This is a genomic window from Streptomyces sp. SudanB182_2057 (assembly GCF_964272715.1).
Lineage (GTDB): Bacteria > Actinomycetota > Actinomycetes > Streptomycetales > Streptomycetaceae > Streptomyces > Streptomyces rubradiris.
The window spans coordinates 8470701-8492903 of record NZ_OZ186798.1 but is presented as its reverse complement, the minus strand read 5'-3'; the positions used below and the strand labels follow the sequence as shown (position 1 = coordinate 8492903).

At 69.8% G+C, this 22203-nt stretch carries 17 protein-coding genes and 4 pseudogenes; 14 read left to right on the top strand and 7 right to left on the bottom strand.

Features of this window, described 5'->3' with window-relative positions:
- Positions 1-85: 85 nt before the first annotated feature.
- The 3 genes and pseudogenes from ACSURM_RS37535 to ACSURM_RS37525 all read left to right on the top strand — a co-directional run.
- A complete protein-coding gene (locus ACSURM_RS37535; protein WP_436960616.1) occupies positions 86-634 on the top strand; it encodes a winged helix-turn-helix domain-containing protein in 549 nt (182 codons plus the stop codon).
- Positions 631-1212, top strand: a complete 582-nt coding sequence (locus ACSURM_RS37530) for an IS630 family transposase (protein WP_436955259.1) — start codon at positions 631-633, stop codon at positions 1210-1212. The genes ACSURM_RS37535 and ACSURM_RS37530 overlap by 4 nt, the downstream gene beginning before the upstream one ends.
- Before the next feature lie 54 nt (positions 1213-1266).
- Positions 1267-1781 (top strand): annotated as a pseudogene (locus ACSURM_RS37525) (IS5 family transposase); the annotation flags it as partial.
- Here ACSURM_RS37525 and ACSURM_RS37520 read toward each other — a convergent pair.
- A complete protein-coding gene (locus ACSURM_RS37520; protein WP_436960671.1) occupies positions 1778-2158 on the bottom strand; it encodes a Fic family protein in 381 nt (126 codons plus the stop codon). The pseudogene ACSURM_RS37525 and the gene ACSURM_RS37520 sit on opposite strands and share 4 nt — an antisense overlap.
- Before the next feature lie 137 nt (positions 2159-2295).
- On the opposite strand from ACSURM_RS37520, the gene ACSURM_RS37515 reads away from it, so the two are divergent.
- Positions 2296-3140 (top strand): IS5 family transposase gene (locus tag ACSURM_RS37515; RefSeq protein ID WP_436952246.1). Its coding sequence is split into 2 segments (ribosomal slippage): positions 2296-2656 and positions 2656-3140, totalling 846 coding nucleotides; the frame shifts between segments, so codons are not numbered across the junction.
- Here the strand turns inward: ACSURM_RS37515 and ACSURM_RS37510 are convergent.
- Positions 3122-3574 (bottom strand): DUF5959 family protein, encoded by a 453-nt coding sequence (locus tag ACSURM_RS37510; RefSeq protein ID WP_436952244.1) that lies wholly within the window; start codon positions 3572-3574, stop codon positions 3122-3124. The two genes, ACSURM_RS37515 and ACSURM_RS37510, sit on opposite strands and share 19 nt — an antisense overlap.
- Before the next feature lie 229 nt (positions 3575-3803).
- Between ACSURM_RS37510 and ACSURM_RS37505 the strand changes: the two genes are divergently transcribed.
- From ACSURM_RS37505 to ACSURM_RS37495, 3 genes are read left to right on the top strand one after another with little or no spacing between them, the layout of a single operon-like run.
- Positions 3804-3947 carry a hypothetical protein gene (locus ACSURM_RS37505; RefSeq protein WP_436960669.1) on the top strand — a complete coding sequence of 48 codons (144 nt, stop codon included), beginning with the start codon at positions 3804-3806 and terminating at the stop codon, positions 3945-3947.
- 4 nt (positions 3948-3951) lie between these two features.
- Positions 3952-4608 (top strand): GNAT family N-acetyltransferase, encoded by a 657-nt coding sequence (locus ACSURM_RS37500; RefSeq protein WP_436960667.1) that lies wholly within the window; start codon positions 3952-3954, stop codon positions 4606-4608.
- Positions 4496-5035 carry a GNAT family N-acetyltransferase gene (locus tag ACSURM_RS37495; RefSeq protein ID WP_436960665.1) on the top strand — a complete coding sequence of 180 codons (540 nt, stop codon included), beginning with the start codon at positions 4496-4498 and terminating at the stop codon, positions 5033-5035. The genes ACSURM_RS37500 and ACSURM_RS37495 overlap by 113 nt, the downstream gene beginning before the upstream one ends.
- Before the next feature lie 886 nt (positions 5036-5921).
- Here the strand turns inward: ACSURM_RS37495 and ACSURM_RS37490 are convergent.
- Positions 5922-7232, bottom strand: a complete 1311-nt coding sequence (locus ACSURM_RS37490) for a transposase (RefSeq protein WP_436961266.1) — start codon at positions 7230-7232, stop codon at positions 5922-5924.
- The gene (locus ACSURM_RS37485; protein ID WP_436960663.1) at positions 7220-7519 is read right to left on the bottom strand and encodes a hypothetical protein; all 300 of its coding nucleotides are present in this window, start codon (positions 7517-7519) and stop codon (positions 7220-7222) included. Before ACSURM_RS37485 ends, ACSURM_RS37490 begins: the two co-directional genes overlap by 13 nt.
- Before the next feature lie 365 nt (positions 7520-7884).
- Between ACSURM_RS37485 and ACSURM_RS37480 the strand changes: the two genes are divergently transcribed.
- Positions 7885-8823 carry a hypothetical protein gene (locus tag ACSURM_RS37480; RefSeq protein WP_436960661.1) on the top strand — a complete coding sequence of 313 codons (939 nt, stop codon included), beginning with the start codon at positions 7885-7887 and terminating at the stop codon, positions 8821-8823.
- A gap of 12 nt (positions 8824-8835) precedes the next feature.
- On the opposite strand, the pseudogene istB reads toward ACSURM_RS37480, so the two are convergent.
- A pseudogene (istB, locus tag ACSURM_RS37475) lies at positions 8836-9634 on the bottom strand (IS21-like element helper ATPase IstB).
- A gap of 243 nt (positions 9635-9877) precedes the next feature.
- Here istB and ACSURM_RS37470 point away from each other — a divergent pair.
- A complete protein-coding gene (locus ACSURM_RS37470; RefSeq protein WP_436960659.1) occupies positions 9878-10252 on the top strand; it encodes a hypothetical protein in 375 nt (124 codons plus the stop codon).
- Between the two features lie 31 nt (positions 10253-10283).
- Here ACSURM_RS37470 and ACSURM_RS37465 read toward each other — a convergent pair.
- Positions 10284-10442 (bottom strand): annotated as a pseudogene (locus ACSURM_RS37465) (ATP-binding protein); the annotation flags it as partial.
- Positions 10443-10586: 144 nt separating this feature from the next.
- Here ACSURM_RS37465 and ACSURM_RS37460 point away from each other — a divergent pair.
- The 4 genes and pseudogenes from ACSURM_RS37460 (at position 10587) to ACSURM_RS37445 (ending at position 19138) form a co-directional block, all read left to right on the top strand.
- Entirely contained in the window at positions 10587-10973 is a 387-nt protein-coding gene (locus ACSURM_RS37460) for a hypothetical protein (RefSeq protein WP_436960657.1), read from the top strand.
- Between the two features lie 423 nt (positions 10974-11396).
- Positions 11397-17204 carry a type I polyketide synthase gene (locus ACSURM_RS37455; RefSeq protein WP_436961265.1) on the top strand — a complete coding sequence of 1936 codons (5808 nt, stop codon included), beginning with the start codon at positions 11397-11399 and terminating at the stop codon, positions 17202-17204.
- 854 nt (positions 17205-18058) lie between these two features.
- Positions 18059-18750: pseudogene (locus tag ACSURM_RS37450) on the top strand (GNAT family N-acetyltransferase).
- 196 nt (positions 18751-18946) lie between these two features.
- Positions 18947-19138, top strand: a complete 192-nt coding sequence (locus ACSURM_RS37445) for a hypothetical protein (protein WP_436960655.1) — start codon at positions 18947-18949, stop codon at positions 19136-19138.
- A 34-nt stretch (positions 19139-19172) separates the two neighbouring features.
- Here the strand turns inward: ACSURM_RS37445 and ACSURM_RS37440 are convergent, their stop codons facing one another.
- Positions 19173-20375 (bottom strand): ROK family transcriptional regulator, encoded by a 1203-nt coding sequence (locus ACSURM_RS37440; protein ID WP_436960653.1) that lies wholly within the window; start codon positions 20373-20375, stop codon positions 19173-19175.
- Positions 20376-20517: 142 nt separating this feature from the next.
- Between ACSURM_RS37440 and ACSURM_RS37435 the strand changes: the two genes are divergently transcribed.
- A complete protein-coding gene (locus ACSURM_RS37435) occupies positions 20518-22152 on the top strand; it encodes a subtype B tannase (protein WP_436960651.1) in 1635 nt (544 codons plus the stop codon).
- The last annotated feature ends 51 nt before the right edge of the window (positions 22153-22203 follow it).

Sequence of the window (22203 nt, the reverse complement as noted above, 5' to 3'; positions counted from 1 at the left end):
CGGAAGACACCACCGACGCCGCAACCCATCTCAACCGGAACCAATTGCAACGCGGAGATTACTGATCTTTTCGTAAGTTCGGTGGGTGTGGTGGCCGTGTGAGTGGGAGGCTGTTGGGGTGGCATATCAACCTTCCCCTTCGGTTGTCGGCTCCTCCCTTCCTCCCTTGTCGCGGCCTCAGTTGGCGGAGGCGCGTCGTGTTCGGGCAGTCGAGTTGTTCGAGGGCGGCGTCTCGAATGCGGAGATCGCGAGGGCGGTGGGGGTATGTGCCGAGAGTGTGCGGCGCTGGCGGCGGGTGTGGGAGCAAGACGGTGCTTCGGGCCTGCGGAGACGGGCGGCCACCGGACGCCCGCCCAAGCTGGACGACACCCAGGTCGAGATGGTCCGGGCCGCGTTGGAGCAAGGTGCCCAGGCTCATGGTTTCGAGGCTGATCTGTGGACCCTGGAACGAGTGGGCGCGGTCGTCACCCGGGCAACGGGGGTGGTGTTGTCGAGGGCGTCGGTGTGGCGGCTGCTGACCGGCCGGCTCGGATGGAGCCTGCAACGGCCCGAGCGGCGGGCGGTCGAGCGGGACGAGTCGGAGATCGCCCGGTGGATCGCGCACGAGTGGCCGCGCATCAAAAAGGGGCCGTGAACACACGTGCCTGGATCGTCTTCCTCGACGAATCAGGCGTCTCCCTGCTCCCCCAGATCCGCCGCACCTACTCGCCCCGAGGGCGGACTCCGCTCCTGCGGCACCGTCTGAACTGGAAGCGCGCGTCGATGGCCGGAGCCTTGGGCTACCACTCCGCCGATCCCGATCGCGGGGCCCGCCTGTGCTTCCACCTCAAGCCCGGCAGCTACGACACCGCCGGGCTCATCGAAGTCCTGGAGCAGGTGAAGGTGTTCTATTGCGGCGAGCGAGTGGTCCTGGTCTGGGACGGCCTGTCCGCCCACTGGAGCCGGGCGATGCGGGCCTGGGTCGCCGAACAGGACTGGCTCACCCTGGAACGATTACCCGCCTACGCTCCCGAGCTGAACCCGGTGGAACTGCTGTGGTCCTCGCTCAAGAAGCGTGAACTCGCCAACCTCGCCGGCGACCACCTCGCCGATGTCGCCGACGCCACCGAGCAAGGCATCCACCGCATCACCGCCGACCCCCGACTGCCATGGTCTTTCCTCGCCCATACCGGCCTGACCATCTGCCCACCGAACTTACGAAAAGATCAGTAGAGGCCCTAGCAGAAGTTGTTGATCAAGTGACCGGCGAAGAAGCTGGACTGATCGAGGGCGGTGATCGACTCCTCCCACGTCACGGCCGCCCGCCGGGGCCCAAAAGCGGTCCCAGCCCGGTCGACCGCGCGAGACCGGGCAGCAAGCACCACGTCCTCACCGACGGCCAGGGCATCCCGCTCGCGGTGTCGCTGACCGGCGGAAACCGCAACGACGTCATCCAGCTCCTGCCCCTGCTGGGCAAGGTCCCACCGGTCGCCGGCGTCGTCGGCAGGCCACGGCGACGGCCGGACATGCTCTTCACGGACCGCGGCTACGACCACGACAAGTACCGCCGACCGCTGCGGAAACGAGGCTTCCGCCCCGTGATCGCCGAACGAGGGCAGCCGCACGGTTCCCGCCTGGGCATCTTCCGCTGGACCGTCGAACGCACCATCTCCTGGCTCCACGGCTTCCGCCGCCTGCATATCCGCTGGGAACGACGCGACGACATCCACGAAGCCTTCCTCGGCCTCGCCACCTGCCTCATCACACACCGCCAGGTCCAACGCCTTTGTCAGGTCCTCTAGGAGGCGGGGACGGCGGTCCTTCGCCGGGTTTCGTGCAGGTGGAGGTCGATGTACCTGGCCAGGGTCAATGCGTCCTGCGGCTCCTCGGCCTGCAGTCGTACGTCGTCGAGTGCGACATGCTCGCGGGTCAGGACGAAGAGGCAGGCAAGGAGCGCGCAGCGGGCGTTGCCGTCATCGAAGGGATGGAAGAAGCAGATGTCGAGGAAGGCGCGTGCGGCCCGGGCGGTCAGTGGGAGGGGCCGGGTTGTGTCCTTGGTGCTCTCGGCCAGGCAGGCGTCGAGACGGGCACGGATGTCGGGACCCGTGCCGTACCGTTCCCGGCCGGTCTTGGCGAAGGGCCGCCCGGAAGCCGACCTGCCGCACGGCGGGAACACCATCCCTGTAGCACGAGGCTGCACCACCGAAGTTTGCGACTTCCGCGATCACCACCAGGAGCTTCTCGCAGCCGGAGTGAGGCGGGTCTTAGAACTCCTAACGAAATGATCTTCGAGGTGGTTGGATCGCTCCGGGACTGATGATCCGGGGGTGCGGGGTGGCTCGGCCGAAGCCGTGGGAAGTCGATGACGAGTTGTGGGCGGTGATCGAGCCACTGCTGCCCAAGGTCGAGCGCCGGACCCGGCATCCGGGCCGCAAGCGGCATCCGGACCGGCTCGTGTTCCAGGGCATCCTGTTCGTCCTGCACACCGGAATCGCCTGGGAACACCTGCCGCAGGAACTCGGCTTCGGCTCGGGCATGACCTGCTGGCGCCGGCTGGCCGAGTGGACCGAGGCCAAGGTGTGGCCGCGATTGCACGAGGCCCTCCTCGCCAAGCTCCGCGGCGCAAACGCCCTGGACTTCTCCCGGGCGGCGGTTGACGGCTCCCACATCCGGGCGTTAAAGGGGGATCCAAGACGGGACGAAGCCCTGTCGACCGGGGCAGGACAGGCAGCAAGCACCACCTGATCACCGACGCCACCGGCATTCCGCTCGCCGCCACTCTGACCGGCGGCAACCGCAACGACGCCACCCAGCTGATCCCACTCCTCCAGGCCGTGCCGTCCGTGCGGGGCAAGCGTGGCCGCCCCCGGCGCCGCCCGGACGTGGTCCTGGCAGACCGCGGTTACGACCACGACAAGTACCGCCGCCTCGTCTGGGACCTCGGCGTGAAGCCGATGATCGCCCGCCGCGGCACCGAGCATGGCTCCGGCCTGGGCATCCAACGCTGGGTAGTGGAGCGCGCGTTCGCCCACCTGCACTGGTTCCGCCGTCTGCGGATCCGCTGGGAAATACGCGACGACATCCACGAAGCCTTCCTCACCCTCGGGTGCGCACTCATCTGCTGGCGGCGCCTGGCCGCAGTTCAGCGCCGCCACTCATAGACGCCCGGTGAGGACTTCAGTACTTCGCTCGGCCACGCCTGCAGCACCTGCCCGAGCAGCTTCCGCTGCTCGTCGATCCAGCCCTCTTCAAGGCTCATGGGAAGGAACACGGAGACACATGAACTGCCGAGATCTTCTACACGGACAGCGACAGTCTCATGCTCCTCGTTGTACGGCTGGATCTTGATCTCGGGGCTGTGGCCGTCATCCCTCCAGCAGATGTCCTGACCGGCAGCAAGCAGGTCCAGAGCACGGGACCACTCCTCCAGGTCCGAAGGGAACAGGGACATGACCAGCCGACCGCCGACGAAGCTGCTGGTCACAATGACCTCTGCGTCGAGCTGATCGTGAAGATGCAACACACCCGGCGACCTACGCCCCAGCACACGCACTTGGAAGCTGTTGTCGCCATCCGAGAGGTTGATCAGTTCCACCCTGCACCCTTTGCCCTGCCCGCTCACATCTGTCGGAGCTCAGGGTCTCCGAGCCAGATCAACGGGCACAAGCAGGTTGTCCCCGCCTCATTCCGTTAGGAGCTCTTAGGCCTGTCCAGCCAGGAGACCACCTATCAACGTGAGGTCGTCGACCGACTCCACCTGCCCTTCGCAGTGTTCTCCGGCCCTCGGCTGAACTTGGCCACGGCACTCGGGCTGCCCACGTTTCGTGGTCGACGGGCTGACTCTGTTCAAACGACTCACCCTCGTCATCCGCGACGGGGTGATCGAGCACGCCTTCTACCCGGTCTTTCCTCCCAACGTGCACGCCCAGCAGGTCCTGTCCTGGCTACGCGACAACTCCCCCGAGTGATCGAATGGTCACGGTTGAGACTCCTCGTTCGGTCCTGCGTCGCTGGCGTGAGGAAGACGTCGTGCCCATGGCCGCCGTCAACGTCGACCCCGAGGTCATACGGTGGATCCGTGACGGCAGCGTCCGTGACGAACAGCAGACTCGCGGCGGGATCCAGGCATGGGACAGCGAGTGGGAGCCACAGGGCTTCGGCTTGTTCGCAGTGGAGATCCGCTCCACTGCGAGTTGGCCGGGTTCACCGGCCTTTCGGTGCCCCACTACTTGCCGGAGGTGCTACCGGCTGTTGAGGTCGGCTGGCGGCTGGGGGACGTCCCCACTGGGGGCAGGGCCTGGTCGCCGAGGCCGTCCGGAGCCAGGAGCGTGGGGGGTCAGCAAGCAACTTCTGGTGCCGCGCCTCGTGATGGAGTGGGGCTGTCGGGCGCTGCTGGTGAAAAGGCGTGGCCGCCCGTCAGCCGTGATGCGACGATCAGTTCCGCATCTTGATCCACATCCGCATCCCGGAGGTCCGTATGGACGTCACCTCGCTGCTGCCGTTGACGACGCCCCGGTTGTCGCTGCGTCTGTTCACTCCCGGCGACGCCGACGACCTGTACGCCTACCAGAGCCTGCCGAGCGTGGCGCGCTACTTGTACCGGCCGGCGCACACGCGGGAGCGCAGTGAGCAGGTTGCGGCCGAGCGCGCCACGCACTCGGTCTGGAGCGCCGACGGGGACAAGCTGGCGCTTGCTGTGTGCCGACGCGATGAGCCCGGCCTCCTCGGCGAGGTGACGCTCACCCTGGCCAATGCCCGCGCCGCCCAGGCCGAGATCGGCTGGACTCTCCACCCACGTCGCCAGGGGAACGGCTATGCGACGGAGGCGGCCAGGGCGCTGGCCGGGTTTGCCTTCGACAAGCTGGGAGTGCACCGGCTCTACGCACGGCTGGATGTGGAGAACACCGGGTCCGCGCGGGTCTGCGAGCGCCTCGGCATGCGTCGGGAGGCGCATCTGGTCGAGAACGACCTCGACGGGGATCGCTGGGGCAGCGAGTACATCTACGCGGCCCTGGCCGCGGACATGGACAGTCGAGCGGACCGGCTGAGCCATTAGCGACCCTCGCTCCTGGACTAGGATGCCGAGGGCGATGCCCGGCCGGCAGTGGATATACGGCGGTACCCGCTGTCGCGATGGCGCCGGGGCGCGAGCGCTGTTCCAGCGCGCCGGATCCGGTCCTGCCCCAGGGCCTGTCGCCGCTCCGATGTCATGGCCTGCCCGCACCGTCGGTCACCACTGTCACGGTACCGTCGGGTTCCTCCTGGTCCAGCGGCCCGTGCCTCAGCAGTGCGGTTCGTTCCGAGTGCCGGAAGGCCGTTGTACGCAGCCGAACAGTGAAGTACCAGTGTTGACAAGGGATCACAGGGCAGTGAAGCCGGAACGCCTGGGTAATCGACCGAGCCGCGTTGTCCGCCCGCTCCCAGCACGGGTGGCGGTCTCGGCCCGGCGGTCTCGATTTCGCCATCGCGGAGGTATGCCTCGGCCTGGTAGGTGAGGAACGCCGCGCGCGTCTTGGAGCGGGTGGCCGGGAGCAAGGCGATGCCCTCGTCCATGAGCTGGTGAGCCCGTCGTCACCGGCCGAGATCCTCGAGGCATCTGCCGCTGTCTGCGGCCAGGTCCGCCATACCCGTCCAGGAGCACCAGGCGGGTGCCGGATCGCAGGAGGGGCCCGCAGCGCCTTGCACGCTCGCGCTCGGCCCGCTCCCGCCGCCGCGCGAGGTTTTGCTCGCGCAGCCGGTCCTCCAGAACCCGGCGCCGCGCACGCTCGCACGAGAACGGAAGGTCGGCCGCCACTCGGCAACGGCGCGATGCAGGTGCCACCTGCGCCCGTAGCCAGCGTTTTTGCGTGAACATCCGGCGCGGGAGGTGCCTCCCGAACTGTTGTCGAAACGCTGCCCCGCGACGGGCTCTGGCTCAACTTCTGTGACGCGGCCACTCTCCGTCACGCCAATAGGACGCGCTTGCGAAGAAGTTGGAAGCCTGCACGGCCGAACATCTGGCGCTTGAGCATCTTGATCCGGTTGACATGACCTTCGACTGCGCCCGAGCTCCAGGGCAGGGTCAAGCCGGCGGTGACGGCGTCGAGGTCGCGGTCGATGCCGGCGGCAAGGGTGTGGAGGCTGGGGAGGTCGTCCTGCCGGACGGCGTCGAGCCAGGCCAGGAGACGGTCGCCCTGGCGGTCGGTGAGCATGGTCGCGAAGGACCGGACATGCCGGGTGAGGGCGTCGAGTTCGGGGCACTGGGTGCGGATGATCTTGAGCTGGAGTTGTTCCGGCTCGGTGAGGGTTTCCGGGCGGCTGAGGATCCATTTGGAGACCGTTCGGGGTGAGGACGGCCGGGCGGTCACCGGTCGTGGCGAGGTGCGCTTTTTGTGCAGGTAGGCACGGACGCGCTGATAGCTGCCCTTGTAGCCGAGCGGCACGATCTCCTCCCACAGCTTCCATGCGTTGGTGACGCCCTCGTTCCATCGGTCGTCCAGGTAGGGCTTGTAGTCGTCGAGTATCGAGGGCCGGTTCTGCCACTGGCCGGTGAACAGGTCCTCCGGGTTCGCGGCGTCGGCGAACCGTTTGACGGTGTGCCAGGCCATGCCGAGCTGCCGCTGGACCGAACGCAGGCTGTGTCCCGCCTCCAGGAGCGCGTGGACGGAAGCGTGCCGGGCTCGGGTGCGGTCGGCGAAGCGGTGTCCGGTCGGCCAGGGTGAACCGGACGGTTGTTCTTCCGGGGCGGGTTCTGGCTGGGGTTCGGGGGCGGCCAGGGCAAGGGCTCGCAGGCAGCGGCGATGCTGGGCGACGGCCCGTTCGGCGGCCTCGCTCAGGTTGTGCCAGAGGTGCCACCGGTCCGCGACCTGGACGGCCCGCGGGGCGCCGGCGGAGGCGCCCTCGGCGAAGAACGGCGCACGGTCCCGGCAGACGACCTCGATGCCTGGCCGTTCGGCGAGCCAGGCCGCCAGGCTGGACGCCTCCCGGTCCGGCAGCAGATCGACAGGGCGGCGGGTCTCGATGTCGACGAGGACGGTGCCGTAGTGGCGGCCCTTGCGGGTGGCGTACTCGTCGACGCCGACCACCCGCGGCGCGGGGATATCAGGTTCGGGGAGAGCGTCTACCAGCCGGAGCACTGTGCTGCGGCTGACGGATACCCCGAGAACGCGGGCGATGCGGGCCCCGGCCCGGCCCGCGAGGGCCAGGCCGACAGCGGCCAGGGAGGAGCGCAACCGCTCGGTCCGCTGACCGTGCCGACGTGTCAGGTCGGGTATCTGCTCGACGAAGGTACGGCGTGCGCAGCCCGAGTTCCCGCAGGTGAACCGCGGACCCTCAGCTGGAGAACAACGCTTCGGCCACCGCTCGGCACATCAGCGGGAAACCGCAGGTAGGAACCATGAACCCGGTTCGACCAGACCCCGCAGACCGGACACACGGCGCCGTCCGCGACGCATTGCGCAACAACGCGCACTATCTCGATGTTCACGTCCACCGACAGCACCACGATGTCCGCGATCGACGGGAACAACAGCTCCTTCAGCCGGAGCACGACCTCTTCCACGGCCCCGAACTGTCAGCCCAACCACCCTGCCTACGAATCATTTTCGGGCGACTTCGTGTATGGCTCGAAGGAGCCTGACCGTCACTCAGAGTGGCCGCGTCACAGAAGTTGAGCCAGAGCCGAAGTAGCAGCGTTTGATCAGCAGTTTGGGCAGCAGTTGGCGATCTTGAGTGCTGGAGATGTTCACGAGAAATGACGTCGCCGTGGTGGGATGCCACCGGAGTGCGGCAGAAGCGGTCCGTCTCTTGATCACCGGTCGTTAGACTCCCGGTGTTCGGAATGCTGTCGATGGACTGGAAGGCCGCGCCATGGACGACGACCGTTGGGACGACTGGCCGAAACGGTGGGTCGGCACGGACTGCGACGTGAGGGCGGTGGTCAGCGCGATCCCGCGGGAGGTCAAGGACGGGTTCAGGTACGACGAGGTCCCCTGGCAGCGGTTCCGGCACTTCTACGGCCCGGGCGAGGAGATCCCCGGCCTGCTCGCCACGCTCGCATCCGGGGACGCCGAAGCTGCCGACGGGGCCTTGCGGCAGCTCTGGACGAGTCTTCACCACCAGGGCGGCACGATCGCAGTGGGGGCACTGGCGGTGCCGTTCCTGCTCCGGATCGCGGCGACCGCGCGCCCCGGACTCCGTGCCCAAACCCTTCGCCTGGCCGCCGAGATCGGCCGGTGTCAGCACATGGGGGACGGATCGCGGGAGGGCCTGCTCCAGGTCGCCGAGGAGCCGTTGATGATCGAGGGCAGCACGATGTGCCCGGTGGACTGGACGATCCAGGCCGCCCGTCAGGCCGTCACGGACGACCTGTACCTTCTGCTCCCGCTTCTCTCCGACCCCGACCCCGAGGCCCGCTCCGTGACCGCCTACGTTCTGGCGGCGGCGACCGGCGAGCTTTCACACGTCTCCTCTGCTCTGCAGTGCAGGCTGGCGAAGGAAGACGAGGCGGTAGTCCGGGTGAGCTTGATCCTGGCGATCGCCCAACTTGCCCGCGAACACCAGGATGAACACGCTCCCAAGTGGGCATGGGGCCTGTGGTCGGATCCCGGACAACCGCCCGAGGTCCGCATCGGCGCCGGCCTGGCCTGGCTGTGCCTGGTCACCGACCCCGCCCCCGACGAGCTTCGCGCCCTCCTCACCGACCCCGGCACCCGTCAATACGACGACCTGCTCCAGCCGGTGCCATGGCTCACCTGGATCGATCCCACCGGCGTCGGGTTGCGCAGCTGCATCGACGAAATGCTCACGGCGAACATCCGCGAAACAGTGCTCGACGATCCTTGGGGTGGAGGACCGTCAAGCTGAACCATGTAGCGGTCAGCCGGCTTTGGCGGGCGCTTCGGTCCGCACCCGGGTCGAGGCGAGTCGGTAGGAGTCGGTGCCGGTCTCGATGATGGTGCCGTTTAAGGTCAGGCGGTCGACGATGGCCGCGCAGAGGCGGGGGTCGGTGAAGGTCTTGGTCCAGCCGCCGAAGGACTCGTTGGAGGCGATGGCGACGCTGTTCTTCCTCGCGTTCGGTGAGGACCTGGAAGAGGAGTTCGGCGCCGTGGCGGTCGAGTTCCATGTAGCCGAGCTCGTCGATGCAGAGCAGGTCGACGCGGCCGTAGCGGGCGATGGTCTTGTTCAGCTGCTTCTCGTCGGCGGCTTCCACCAGCTCGTTCACCAGCTTGGTGGCGAGCGTGTAGCGGACGCGGTAGCCCTGCATGGCGGCCTCGGTGCCCAGGGCGATGAGCATGTGGGACTTGCCGGTGCCGGAGTCGCCGATCAGGCAGAGCGGCTGGCTCTTCTTGATCCACTCGCAGCTGGCGAGGGTGTTGACCACAGCCGGGTCGATGTTGGGATTGGCGTCGAAGTCGAAGGTCCGCAGCGACTTGTCCCGGGGGAACCCGGCGGCCTTGATCCGCCGCTCCGAGCGGCGTCGGGCCCGGTCGTCGCATTCAGTCATCAGCAGCTCGGCGAGGAAGCCCCGGTAGGTCATCTGGTCCTTCGCGGCCCGGTCGGCGATCTCGGCGAACTCGTTGCGGATCGACGGCAGCCGCAGCAGCCGGCAGGCGGTCTCGATGGCCGTGGTCGCGGCCTGCTCGCTCAGGTTCCGCTGGCGGGGCAGGGTGGTCATGGAGCTTCTCCCTCTCGCAGGTCACCGCCGCCGGCACGGCGGTGTCGGAGCAACTGGTCGTAGCGGGTCACCGAGGGCAGCGGCCTGGTGTCCGGCGGAAGATGATTCAGCTTCCACTCGTGTCGGCGTACGACCTAAGCTCCCCAGCTGCGTACGGATGAACGTCCCCATCTGTGTCCTCGGACCAGAGCACGGTTGAGGATCTCGGTTGAGATCAGCAGAACGAGCGGAGACACTCGCACGATGAGTCACAGCGCATCGCTCGGATCAGTCGAACGTGCTTGGGACGGGCCGTGGTACCGGGTGCGCACGGAGTCCTTCGAGGCGTCCTTCCTGCCCAACCCGGACGAGGACCTGGACCTGGTGTGCAATGTTGATCTCGAAGTCCGGCTTCTGGATGGATCCCGGTGGAGCGCGGCTGTCTTCACCGTTGCTGAAGTCGCACGTCTGATGGAGACCTGGGCAGGGAGCGACGAGGCCCTGGGGGGTCGCTACTTCTGGTGCTCGGATGGGCTGATCGTCCGTGAGCCTGGCGTCAGCAACATGACTGATGTCATCGCCGGCCTGTTGGACTCTGGTGAGTTCACTCAGATCCTCCAGCGACTCGACAGCGACTGAACCTGACCCGGGCTCTCCGCGAAATGATCTTCTAGGCCACGTCGGTCTCGCGCTCGATGGCCTGGAGCCGGTTCTTCAGCCGGTAGCTGGGCCCGTTGATGGAGATCACTTCGCAGTGGTGCAGGAGGCGGTCGAGGATAGCGGTGGCGAGGACCTCATCGCCGAACACCTGTCCCCATTCGCTGAAGGTCATCCGGGGACCCTTCCGTCCGACGGGAGGGGATCATCAGATCTTTATTGGAGCGCCCGCCAGGCGGGCCGCCGGGCTAACGCCCACACGGCGCCGGACGCCGACGGCCGGCAGAAGGTCGCCCCGGTCGGTGGTCGGCACACCGTGACCGCCCTGGAGCAACCTCCCGTCCGCGAGGACAAGACCGTTCACCTCGCCCTCGCCGTCGAGTCGGCGGAGCTCCGTGTGGCCGTCGGCCCGCAGAGCGACGCCCGCCTCCACGAGCTCTTCCACGGCCCGTGCGCGACGGTCGTCCGCACGGCACTGGAGCGGGAACAGGCCCAGCCGGGACACCGCTCGATCACCTACAACCCGATGGGCGGCCTCGGGCCTGACACCATCCTGCTCGTTAAGGACCACACCCTGTGCGAGGACGGCGAGGACCACGGGGAGCTGATGCTCTCCTTCTCGCCGTCGCTCAACTTGCACCTCCTGGCCGCCTCCGCCCCGCCCGTCGCGGAAACCATCCGCTCGGTTCTCCGGACGGCTTGAGCACCTCCCCCCTGTCGGCAAACAATGGCACCCTCAAGTAATCAGCGCACCACCCACGCGCAGCTCGGTCCGGGCCGGCCGGTCACCGCCACCCCTCCGTCCGCACCCACGACCAGCGGGGCGGGCGCCGGTGGGGGGGCTGCGACTCCCCCACCGGCGATTCGTGCTCTCCCCGGGACCGTTCGGCGACCCGGCCCGGGTCCCGTACGGGCACCGGCGCTTCTCGGTGGACGGGCTACGGCAGCACCACCGACAGCGTGACGCGGTGAATGCCGTGTCGTTGAACCACACCGACACGGCTGTCCGCCGGCGGACTCTCCGGGGGGATCCGACAGGGCGCAGAGCGGGAGCGGAGGCCAGAGGCAGGGCGTGGTGGCGACGGAGCATGGGAAGTGAAGCGTGGCGAATGCGCACAGGTCCTCGATGCGGCACGGCACGGCCCAGTGGAGTGACAAGCTGCGCCGCCTCCCCGAACCGGAGCAGCATCTGGCCCTGCTCGATCTGGTGTGGACACGGCTGTCGGCCGTAACGGGTGTCACCGACCGGTCGGCCGAGATGACGTCCCCCTGGCGGAGGCTGGGCGTGTACCGGCAGGTGGCGGACCGGTTGCGCGCTGACCTCCGCGAGGTCACGGGGGTGGGGCTGCCTGCGACCGTGTTCTTCGACCACCCGACCCCCCATACGCTGGTGGGCCACCTGCGGTCCGCGCTCCTCGGGCTGTGCGGAGGGGACGATGACCACACGCTGGCGGGAACGGCCGCCGACGCCGCTGTTGGGGTCCAAGAGCCACTCGCCGTGATCGGTCTCGCATGCCGCCTGCCCGGGGGTGCCGACTCTCCCGAGCAGCTGTGGCGGCTGGTCGCAGAGGGGAGGGACGCCATCACAGGGCTGCCCGAGGACCGCGGGTGGGATCTGGACGCGCTGTACGACGCGGACCCCCGGTCGCCGGGCACCACCTACACCCGCCACGGCGGGTTCCTCAGTGGTGTCGACCTGTTCGACCCCGGCTTCTTCGGCATCGGTCCTTGGGAGGCGGTGGCGCTCGACCCGCAGCAGCGGCTGATGCTCGAGACCTCCTGGGAGGCCCTGGAGCGCGCGGGCATCGACCCGTACACGCTGCGCGGCAGCCGGACGGGGGTCTTCACCGGAGTCTCCCTCCAGGACTACGGACCGGCGTGGCACGAGGCCCCGCCGAAGGCGCAGGGCCAGATGCTGACCGGCAACGCGCTGGGCGTGGTCTCCGGGAGGGTCGCCTACACCTTCGGCCTCGAGGGACCGGCCCTCACCGTCGAGACGCAGTGCTCCGCGTCGCTGGTGGCGCTGCACCTGGCCGGGCAGGCGCTCCGGGCGGACGACTGCGACCTGGCACTCGCCGGCGGTGTGACAGTGATGTCGACGCCGGGCATGCTGTCGGAGTTCAGCCGGAAGCGAGGGCTGGCGCCGGACGGGCGGTGCAAGGCGTTCTCGGCCTCCGCCGACGGGACCGGTTGGGCCGAGGGGGCGGCCGTGGTGGTGTTGGAGCGGATCGACGACGCGCGACGGCGGGGACACCGGATCCTGGCGGTGCTGCGCGGCACCGCCGTGAACCAGGACGGCGCGAGCAACGGGCTGACCGCGCCCAGCGGACCCGCGCAAGAACGACTGATCCGCCGGACACTGGCCAGCGCAGGGCTGCGGGCGGCCGACGTCGACGCGGTCGAGGCCCACGGCACCGGAACGACACTGGGCGACCCGATCGAGGCGCGGGCGATCATCACCGCCTACGGCAAGGGCCGACCGCCCGGCCGGCCGCTCCACCTCGGCTCGCTGAAGTCCAACATCGGACACGCCCAGGCCGCGGCCGGTGCCGCCGGAGTGGTCAAGATGATCATGAGCCTGCGGCACGGGATGCTGCCGCGCACCCTCCACGTGACCGAGCCGTCACCGCACGTCGACTGGTCGGCCGGGCAGGTGCGGCTGCTCCAGGAACCGGTGCCGTGGCCACCCCACGCGGACCGCCCGCGCCGTGCAGCGGTGTCGGCGTTCGGCGTGAGCGGCACCAACGCCCACGCCATCATCGAGGAGGCGCCCGAGGGCGCACCAGGCAGGGGAGGACGACCGGCGTCCGGTGCGGGGGGCGGATCCACCCCCATCGCGGCCGTGGCCACGGACACCACACTCCCCGTCGTACTGTCGGGCCGCACCGAGGCGGCCGTACGCGAGCAGGCGGAACGGCTCGCCGCGCACCTCGCTGCCCATCCCCGACTGACGCTACCGGACACCGGGTTCACCCTTGCGGGCCGCACCCGGTTCGAGCACCGTGCGGTCGCCGCCGTGCGCGACCGGGCGGAACTGCTGGGCGCCGTGCAGGCACTGGCCCAGGGACGGCCGGCGCCCGGACTGGTCACCGGCCGCGCACGGTCGGGGGTGGAACCCCTGCCGACGGCCGCGCTCTTCACCGGCCAGGGAAGCCAGCGCAACGGGATGGGACAGCAGCTGTACGCCGCCCACCCCGTCTTCGCACGCGCCCTGGACGAGGTGTGCCTGCACATGGCACCCCACCTGGCACGGCCGCTGCGGCAGGTGATGTTCGCCGCCCACCACGAGGCCGACGCGGAACTGCTGCACCGGACCGAGTACGCCCAGCCCGCGCTGTTCGCGTTCGAGACCGCCCTCTACCGGCTCGTGGAGGCATGGGGGGTGCGGCCCGTCGCGCTGGTCGGGCACTCCGTCGGCGAGCTGACGGCCGCTCACGTCGCCGGGGTGTGGTCGCTAGCCGACGCGTGCGCACTCGTCGCCGCGCGCGGCAGGTCCATGCAGGCCTGTCCGCCCGGCGGTGCGATGACTGCGCTCGAAGCAGCCGAGGAGGAGGTGCTCCGCTCCCTGGAAGGGATCGGGGACCAAGTCACCGTCGCGGCGGTCAACGGCCCCGCAGCCACCGTCATCGCGGGCCACACGCCTGCGGTCCGCCGCGTCGCCGCCGCATGGGAGGCACGGGGCCGCAGGACCACGCGGTTGCGCGTCAGCCACGCCTTCCACTCGCCGCACATGGACCACGCCCTGGACGAGCTGCGCGCCGTGGCCGAAGACCTCGAGTACCACCCGCCCACCGTGCCGGTGGTCTCCCACCTCTTCGGGGAGCCGGCCCCCGCAGAGCAACTCACGTCGCCCGAGTACTGGGTCGCCCACGTCCGCCGGCCCGTCCGGTTCCTGGACAGTGTCCGCTGCCTGCACGAGGACGGCGTCACCGGCTACCTGGAGCTCGGCCCCGACGCCGTGCTCACCGCGATGGTCCCGGCCTGCCTGCCCGAGGGCGCGGCCCAGGTGGTCGCGGCGCCCGCCACCCGGAAGGGGCGCGCCGAGGACCTGACACTGCTGGCGGCTCTCGCCGAGCTGCACGTCCAGGGTCTGGGCGTCGACTGGCGGGCGCCGTTCGAGGGACGCGGGGCCACCCATGTCGAATTGCCTACATACGCCTTTCAGCGCCAGCGGTACTGGCTCGACCGGCACAACCGACCGGTGCCGGCACGGTCCCGCCGGACCGGGGGACAGGACAGGCCGGCTGGGTGGTGCTACCGCGAGGCGTGGCAGCGCCTGGACACCCCGCCAGCGACCGGCCGGCACACCGCGACCGGGGTGTGGCCGCTGCTGCTGCCCGCCACGAGCGTGGACGAGGAGACGGAGTCCCGGCTGTCCCTGGCCATCGAACACGTCGGCGGCAGAGTCCTGCCGATCAGGTGGGGCCCCGGCGACGCGGACCGGACGAGAATCAGGGAACTCCTGCGCCGGCGGCTGCCCCACGGGGAAGAACCCGCGGGTTTCCTCTCCCTGCTGGGCCTCGACACCACTGCACGCGCCCTCCCCCTCAGCGAAGGTCTCGCCCTCACCATCTGCCTCGCACAGGCGCTGGCCGATCTGGAGGCCACCGCACCCCTGTGGTGTGCCACCCGTGGTGCGGTGGCGATCGACGCCAGCGAAAGTCCTGCCGAGCCCGCACAAGCCATGCTCTGGGGTCTGGGCCGCACCCTGGCCCTGGAACGACCGCACGGCTGGGGCGGCCTCCTCGACCTCCCCGCCACGCTCGACGACCAGGCGTCGATGTGGCTCGGCACCGCACTGGCCCTGCCACGAGGGGAGGACCAGCTGGCGGTCCGCCCGTCCGGGCTGTACGCGCGCCGCCTGGAGAGGGCGGAGCCACGCCAGGGACAACCAGCGCGGTGGCGTCCACAGGGCACCGTGCTCATCACCGGTGGTACGGGTGCACTGGGCGCCCGGACCGCCCACTGGCTCGCCCGTAACGGTGCCCATCGGCTGGTGCTGACCAGTCGCCGCGGCATGGACACGCCCGGTGCGCGGCAGCTGGCGGGTGAGCTACGGGCGACGGGGTGCGACGTGCTCGTCATGGCCTGCGACATCGCGAACCGGGAACGGGTCGCCGCCCTCCTGACCGCACTCCCCGGCGACGAGCCGCTGACGGCCGTGGTCCACGCGGCCGGGGTCGCCGGTCCCGCCGCGCCGCTGACCGAGACGGCCCTGGCGGACTTCACCGATGTGCTGGCCGGGAAGGTCGCGGGCGCTGCCCACCTCGACACGCTCCTGGCGGACGCGCCGCTGGACGCCTTCGTGCTGTTCTCCTCCGTCGCCGCGAGCTGGGGCTCCACCGGGCAGGCGGCCTACGCTGCGGGCAACGCCTTCCTCGACGCCCTCGCGCAGCACCGGGCCGCCCGCGGACTCAACGCGACCGCGGTGGCGTGGGGCCCGTGGGCGCGGACAGGAATGGCGACCGAGCCTTCGATGCGGGACGTCATGCGCAGGGGAGGACTGCTGCCCATGGCTCCCGAGCGGGCGACGGAAGAGCTGTGGCGGGCCGTCGCGGCCGGCGACAACGGGCTGACCGTCGCCGACGTCGACTGGGACCGCTTCCTGCCGTCATTCACGGCCCGCCGGGAGACCCGGCTCTTCGACGCGCTGCGGGACATGCCACCCACCCGTGGCGAGGCGGCACCCGGCGCGCCCCGCGCCCGGCAGGAAGAGTCCCCCGGCCCCGCCGTGCGCCTGGCCGATCTCCCGGACGCCGACCGCGGCCGGGCAGCACTGGACCTGGTCCGTGCGCAGGCAGCGGAGGTGCTCGGCCACCCGTTGGTGCAGGACGTCGACCCCGCACGGCGCTTCCTGGAGCTCGGGTTCGACTCCCTGGCGTCCGTGGAGCTGAGCCGGCGCCTGTCCTCGGCGACGGGCCTCACCCTGCCCACGACGGTGGTGTTCGACCATCCGACCGCGACCGATCTCGCACGCCACCTCGCCGAAGTGTCGGCGGTACCTGTCACGGGGGCGGCGGCGCCCACTGCGGCCGTCCTCACCCCGACGGCCCCGCGCGACCCGGAGCCCACCGGCCCGGCGGGTGTACGCGAGCTGTACCGCCGGGCGGCCAACTCCGGTAAGTGCAGTGAAGGAATCGCTTTTCTGCGGGCTGCCGCGAAACTGCGGCCGGTGTGCCACGACACCACCGGATTCGGCGCCTGCCAGCGGATGGTCCGGCTCGCTTCCGGCCCCTCGTCCCCCGTCCTGGTGTGCCTGCCGCCGATGGTCGCCCCGTCCGGGCCGCACAACTTCGCGCGGCTCGCCCTGCACCTGCACGGCCTGCACGACGTGTTCGGCCTCTCGCTGCCGGGGTTCGGGGACGGCGAACCCTTGCCGGCCACCAGGGAACTGGTCGTCGACCTCCACGCCGACACGGTGATGCGGGAGCTCGGCGAGAGCCCGTTCGCCCTCGCCGGATACTCCTCCGGAGGCTGGCTGGCGCACGCGATCACCGCCCGGTTGGAGGGCCGGGGCACACCACCGCAGGCACTGCTGCTGCTCGACACGTGGCTCCCGACCGACAACGTCCCGCAAGAGTACGTCGCACGGCAGATCCAGGGGCTCACCATCAACGACCAGGCGTTCGCGCTGATGACCGAGGACCAGTTGACGGCCCAGGGAGCGTACCTGGACCTGTTCGAGGACTGGCTGCCCGAGACACTCGGGACGCCAGTGCTTCTCGCCGCGGCCGCCGAAGACACCCTGCCCACCCCACCGTGCGGGCAGGGCGAGGAAGCCCCCGTCACCGCAGCGGAACCCGTCCGCACCTGGGACTTCGGCCACGACATCGTGCGGGTGCCGGGGGACCACCAGACGATGATGACCGCATACGCAGCCGATACCGTTCGCGTGCTGCACACCTGGCTGCGGAGAGAACGGGCGACGCGCTGAGATCCCCGGGCCTTCCGACGGGGCTATGATCTGCGCTCCCAGGAGGCAGGCACGGTATTGTGCCCGCCTCGAAGGTCGTCGATCGTGGTGCACCGGCCGTTCGTGAGTGGCGGACGTCGGGCCACCGTGCACCGCTACGGCCGCGCGGAGCTGCTGGGCACCGTCCACGACGACGAGGAACTGGTGGTGCTGGTCGAGCGGGCCGGCGTCGCGGTCCCGGCCTCGGTGCTGGACGATCCGCGGTGGATCGAGTGGCGCGGCGGCCCGCGCACCAGTTCGCCCGCAGCCGGTGAAGTCCCCTCCAGCCCGCGCTGGTACGGGGTGTGTAAGTCAGGCCCCGGTCCCCGCAGGGCGGGGCGCAGTACAGCCGGGGCCGCCTCTAGCACCCGGCAGGGTGTGGGGGCGGCCGCAGTTCAGGAGCGGTACAGCTCCTACTCGGCGTTGACGGCGGAAGCCGGGTTCGGCGGGCGAGGACGACCGCCGCAGCCGCAGTGTCGGCACCTAGCGCTATCGCGGCCATTATCGGGCGTCGTGGTAGCGCAACCACAGGGCCAGGTGCCGGTCCTGGTCGTTGGCGAGGGGGTCGGCGATGTGGGCGGCGCGCCCGTCACCGGGTCGAGACACCACGTGCCTGCACCGAACGGGAGCGACTCCGGGATTGTGGCCTCGGTGGACAGCACTCGTAGGCTCCTCGCGTGTACGTACGCCCGCTCGGGCGGCAGCGGTCACATGAAAGCAACGCCACCCGGTCGGGCACAGGGACGCGAAACTTTTCGATCGCGGACGACCGGGGGCGCCCGCGGCAGGTGACATCGATCGGGCACTGCGTCCGCCACGGATGTGAGACTGCAGGAATGATGATCGACGATTCGGTACTCGACGATCCGGTAGGGCAGTCGCTCGGCGGCCCGCACACGCACCTCGCCCGACGGTTGGGTGGAGCCGCCACCTATTGCGCCGACGTGGCGACCTTCTCCGCCGTGCCCGTCCAGCCGGGGGCGCAGGACTGGGCCGACCTCGCCGCGATGCTCGGTCCGGGTGCCTTCGCCGACATGTTCAGCTGTCCGGCCGGCCCGCCGCCGGGTTGGGAGCCCGTCTTCAGCCTGGCGGGCCGTCAGTTGATCTGGTCCGGCGGCCCCCTTCCCGACCGGCGCGGCGCCGAGCCCGACAGCGACATGGTCGTACTGGGCATGGACGACGTACCCGAGATGCTCGCTCTTGTCGCCCGGACCGAGCCGGGGCCCTTCTGGTCCCGCACCCACGAACTCGGCACCTACCTGGGTGTCAGGGTCGACGGCGCCCTCGTGGCGAACGCCTGCGGCCCCCGGGATGGACGGAGATCAGCGCCGTCTGCACCGCCCCCGAGGCACGGGGCCAAGGCCACGCCACCCGCTTGGTACGCGCGCTCGCCGCACGCATCCTGGCGCGCGGCGACCGTCCTTTCCTGCATGTCGCCGAGACGAACACCGGCGTCATCGCGCTGTACGAGCGCCTCGGCTTCACGACACGCAAGAAGGTGACCTTCCGAGGCTTCCGAACCCCGTGACCGCCCCCCTCGGCGGTTCCGCGGGCATGCCCATGCCGACAACGGGGCAGCACGGCTCACGGCAGAGCCTTCTCCGGTCCCGGTCGGCGTTACGCGGAGGTCCAGTGATGCGGCTGGGTGCGGTGGCGATGACGAAGTCCACGGTGCCGGCCGGGGGTCACCGGCCGTCCGAGGTCAGGGCTGATGGCCTGGGCCGGTGCAGATCCATACCGCACCGAACCTCGACAACCCGGAGCCCACCCTCCGGTACGCGGACATCGCGTTCACGTCCGCCTGCGACAAGACGGACGAGGACCTCGCCGAGGGCATGGACGACGCGGCCGACCGCGAGCTCACCGTCTTCACTTGTGTCGGCGCCCAGCGTACGGCGACCAAAGGCAGGTCCTGAGCCATCGCCGACCACAGCACCCGCGCGGCCGACGTCAGGATCCCTTCGGAACGGCGGCCGGGTCGGCGAGGATGTGTTCGCGTCCGGCGGCGAGCGCACCATGGAGGGCCGCGTCGGCACCGAGGGCCCCGGGCGTGACGGCAGGGGAAAAGGCTGGGAAGGCGCCCCGGCGCGGGGCGAGGCGGGCGTCGATGCCGGGCCTCAACCAGGGCAGCCAGTCGGCGAGTCGGCCTCCGAGGACGACGTGATCAGGGTCGGTCACTCCGGTGAGCGACTGAAGTGCAGCGCCCAGGGCGTGCCCGGCGCGGTTCAGTGCGGCCAGAGCGACCGGCTCCCCTGCGCGCAGGCGGTGGTCGAGTTCGGTGAGGGCGGCGCTGGCGTGGTGAGGCGAAGTCGAACCGCCGAGGCCGGCCTCCTCCAGGACCGCGCGGGTGCTGACGTACGTGGTCAGGCAGCCGGTCGCGCCGCACCGGCAGACCGGTCCGTCGAGGGAGACGGGGATGTGGCCGAGCTCCCCCGCCAGGCCGTGACTGCCGTGAAAGACGCGGCCGTTGACGATCAGCGCACCGGCCACTCCCGCGTCGGACTTCACGTATGCGACGGTGCCGCCCCGCACGGCGAGGGCGTGGTACTCGGCCAGGGCCGCGGCCTTGGCGTCGTTGACCACGTCGACGGGGCACGGCAGTCCAGGCAGCCGGTCGGCCACAAGCCGGGCGAGGTGCGAGGCACTGCGCGCAGGGCTCGGCGCGTACTGATCCCTTTCGGTGACCGGTCCGGACAGAGCGATCACCAGACGGCCATGATGGACTCCTGGCTCCGGGTGACCGACGGCGTCGACGGCGGAGGCGATGTCATCGGCCAGGAACTCCAACGGCCCGAACGGTCCTCCGGAATTCGGTAGTTCGCGTGGCCTGCCGGGTACGCCGGCCAGGTCGGACGTCATCACCGTGCTGTACCCCCAGGCCACATGAACGGCTGTGGTCCGCACTCGCCCCGGCACAAGGCTCACCAGTCGGCGCGGACGACCGCGGCCTCCGGAGGAGGCGGCGCCCACTTCCGCCACCAGGCCGCGATCGATCAGGTCAGCGACGAGCGCCGTCACCGAGGCGTGCACCAGGCCGGTGCCCGCCGCGACCTCGGTGCGTGCGCACGGGCCGTGCGCGGCGACGTAGCGCAGGACCAAGGAGAGGTTGGCCCGGCGCACGGCCGCGGAGTCGGTGGGAGCGGGGGCGTTCACGGCTTCATTGTGCCTGGTCGCCGCGGCACTCCCGGTCTCACGGCCTTCTAATTTTTCAACCATTGAAAATAAAGAACTCGAAGTCGCACACTCAAGGTGAAGGCAGCCCCGACAGGCGGCGGACACCCCGCCACGCGAGGAGATGATCGTGAAGCACAGGGCAGTGAACCGCAGGAGCGTAGTCATAGGACTCGGTGCGACCGCAGGGGTCGCAGCCATCGGCGGCATCGCTCTGACCGCGCAGGCGGCAAACACGGGCGGCACCGGCAGCAAGGGGGTCTCGGTCAACGACTCCCTGGCCTTTGACCAGGACGACTTCACCCAGAAGACAGAGTCGATCGCCGACGCGTCCGGCACCGAACACTCGGTGACGTACCGCTTCTACAAGGCCCGCGACTACGTGACGAACCCGAGCGACTCCGACCACCAGAGCCTGGTCGTCAGCGTCCCGGTGAAGATCGACGGCAAGGCGGCCGACGCCTCGAACGCCCCCATCGTGCTCGCCAACGCGGTGGGGGCCTACATGCCCTCCACAGTGGCCGACGCCACCGGCGTGGGACAGGCCAAGCTGGAGATGAGCGGCGGCATGGGCGGCCCCATACCCAGCGGCATGCCGTCGGGCGGCACGGACGGCGGCATGGCCGGCGGCACGGGCGCCATCAACGGCATGGTGAACCTCGCGAAGCTCGCCCTGGTCGCCGGCTACGTCGTGGTGGAGCCCGGCACCCGCGGACGCAGCCTGACCGACTCCTCCGGGAGCTACTACGGCACAGCCCCCGCAGTGATCGTCGACCTGAAGGCCGCCGTGCGTTACATCCGCGCCAACAAGGGCCGCATCCCGGGCAACGTCGAGCGGATCGTGTCCACCGGCACCAGCGCGGGCGGCGCCTCCTCGGCCCTGCTCGGTGCCTCCGGTGACAGCAAGATCTACGAGCCGTACCTCAGGAAGGCCGGTGCGGCCGAAGCCTCCGACGCGATCTTCGCGACCGGCGCCTGGTGCCCGATCACCGACCTGGAGCATGCCGACGGCGCCTACGAGTGGAACTGGGGCACCCTGCCCGCGCAGACCACCGGAAAGACTGTCGACCAGAGCGTGTCGAAGGAGCTCCAGTCACAGTTCGCCGAGTATCAGGCAAGCCTGAACCTACGCGGCCATAAGGGCTCGCGCTTCGGCAAGATCACCGCCCGCAACTACGCCGGCTACCTCTTGGAGCACTACCTGCAGCCGTCGGCGACGAAGTACCTCGCGGCCCTGTCGGCTTCCGAGCGCGAGACATACCTGGCCAAGAACACGTTCATCACGTGGAAGAACAACCAGGCCGCCTTCACGTGGGAGGGCTACCTCGCGCACGTGGCCCAACGCAAGAAGACGCAGCCGGCGTTCGACGCGTTCGACCTGTCCGCCGGCGAGAACAACGAGTTCGGCGAGGGCACCACCAAGGCCCGTCACTTCACCGCGTACAGCGCGAAGAACGACACCACCGGGCTCAGCAGCAAGCGGGTCGACAGCGACATCCCCGAGAAGCTGAAGCTGATGAACCCCATGTTCCACCTCCTCGAAGAGCGCAACCCGCACCGTTCCAGGCACTGGTGGATCCGGCTCGGCACGTCCGACACCGACACCGCACTGACGGTCGCCGCGAACCTCGCCCTGGCCGTGGACAACCTCGGTGACGACATCGATCACGCCTACTACTGGGACAAGGGCCACGCCACCAACGAGGACTCGGGCGACTTCATCAAGTGGGTCGCCAAGGTGACGGGCTACAAGAGTTAGCCACCGACACCGCCGCACCGCACGCGCGTTCCGCCGTTCCTTGCCGGAGCT

Excerpts from the sequence above, each read along its gene's own strand:
- ACSURM_RS37500 (WP_436960667.1), top strand. The coding sequence starts at position 3,952 with ATGGTCACGGTTGAGACTCCTCGTTCGGTCCTGCGTCGCTGGCGTGAG.
- ACSURM_RS37520 (WP_436960671.1), bottom strand. The coding sequence starts at position 2,158 with ATGGTGTTCCCGCCGTGCGGCAGGTCGGCTTCCGGGCGGCCCTTCGCC.
- ACSURM_RS37435 (WP_436960651.1), top strand. The coding sequence starts at position 20,518 with ATGATCGTGAAGCACAGGGCAGTGAACCGCAGGAGCGTAGTCATAGGA.
- ACSURM_RS37470 (WP_436960659.1), top strand. The coding sequence starts at position 9,878 with ATGAGTCACAGCGCATCGCTCGGATCAGTCGAACGTGCTTGGGACGGG.
- ACSURM_RS37455 (WP_436961265.1), top strand. The coding sequence starts at position 11,397 with ATGCGGCACGGCACGGCCCAGTGGAGTGACAAGCTGCGCCGCCTCCCC.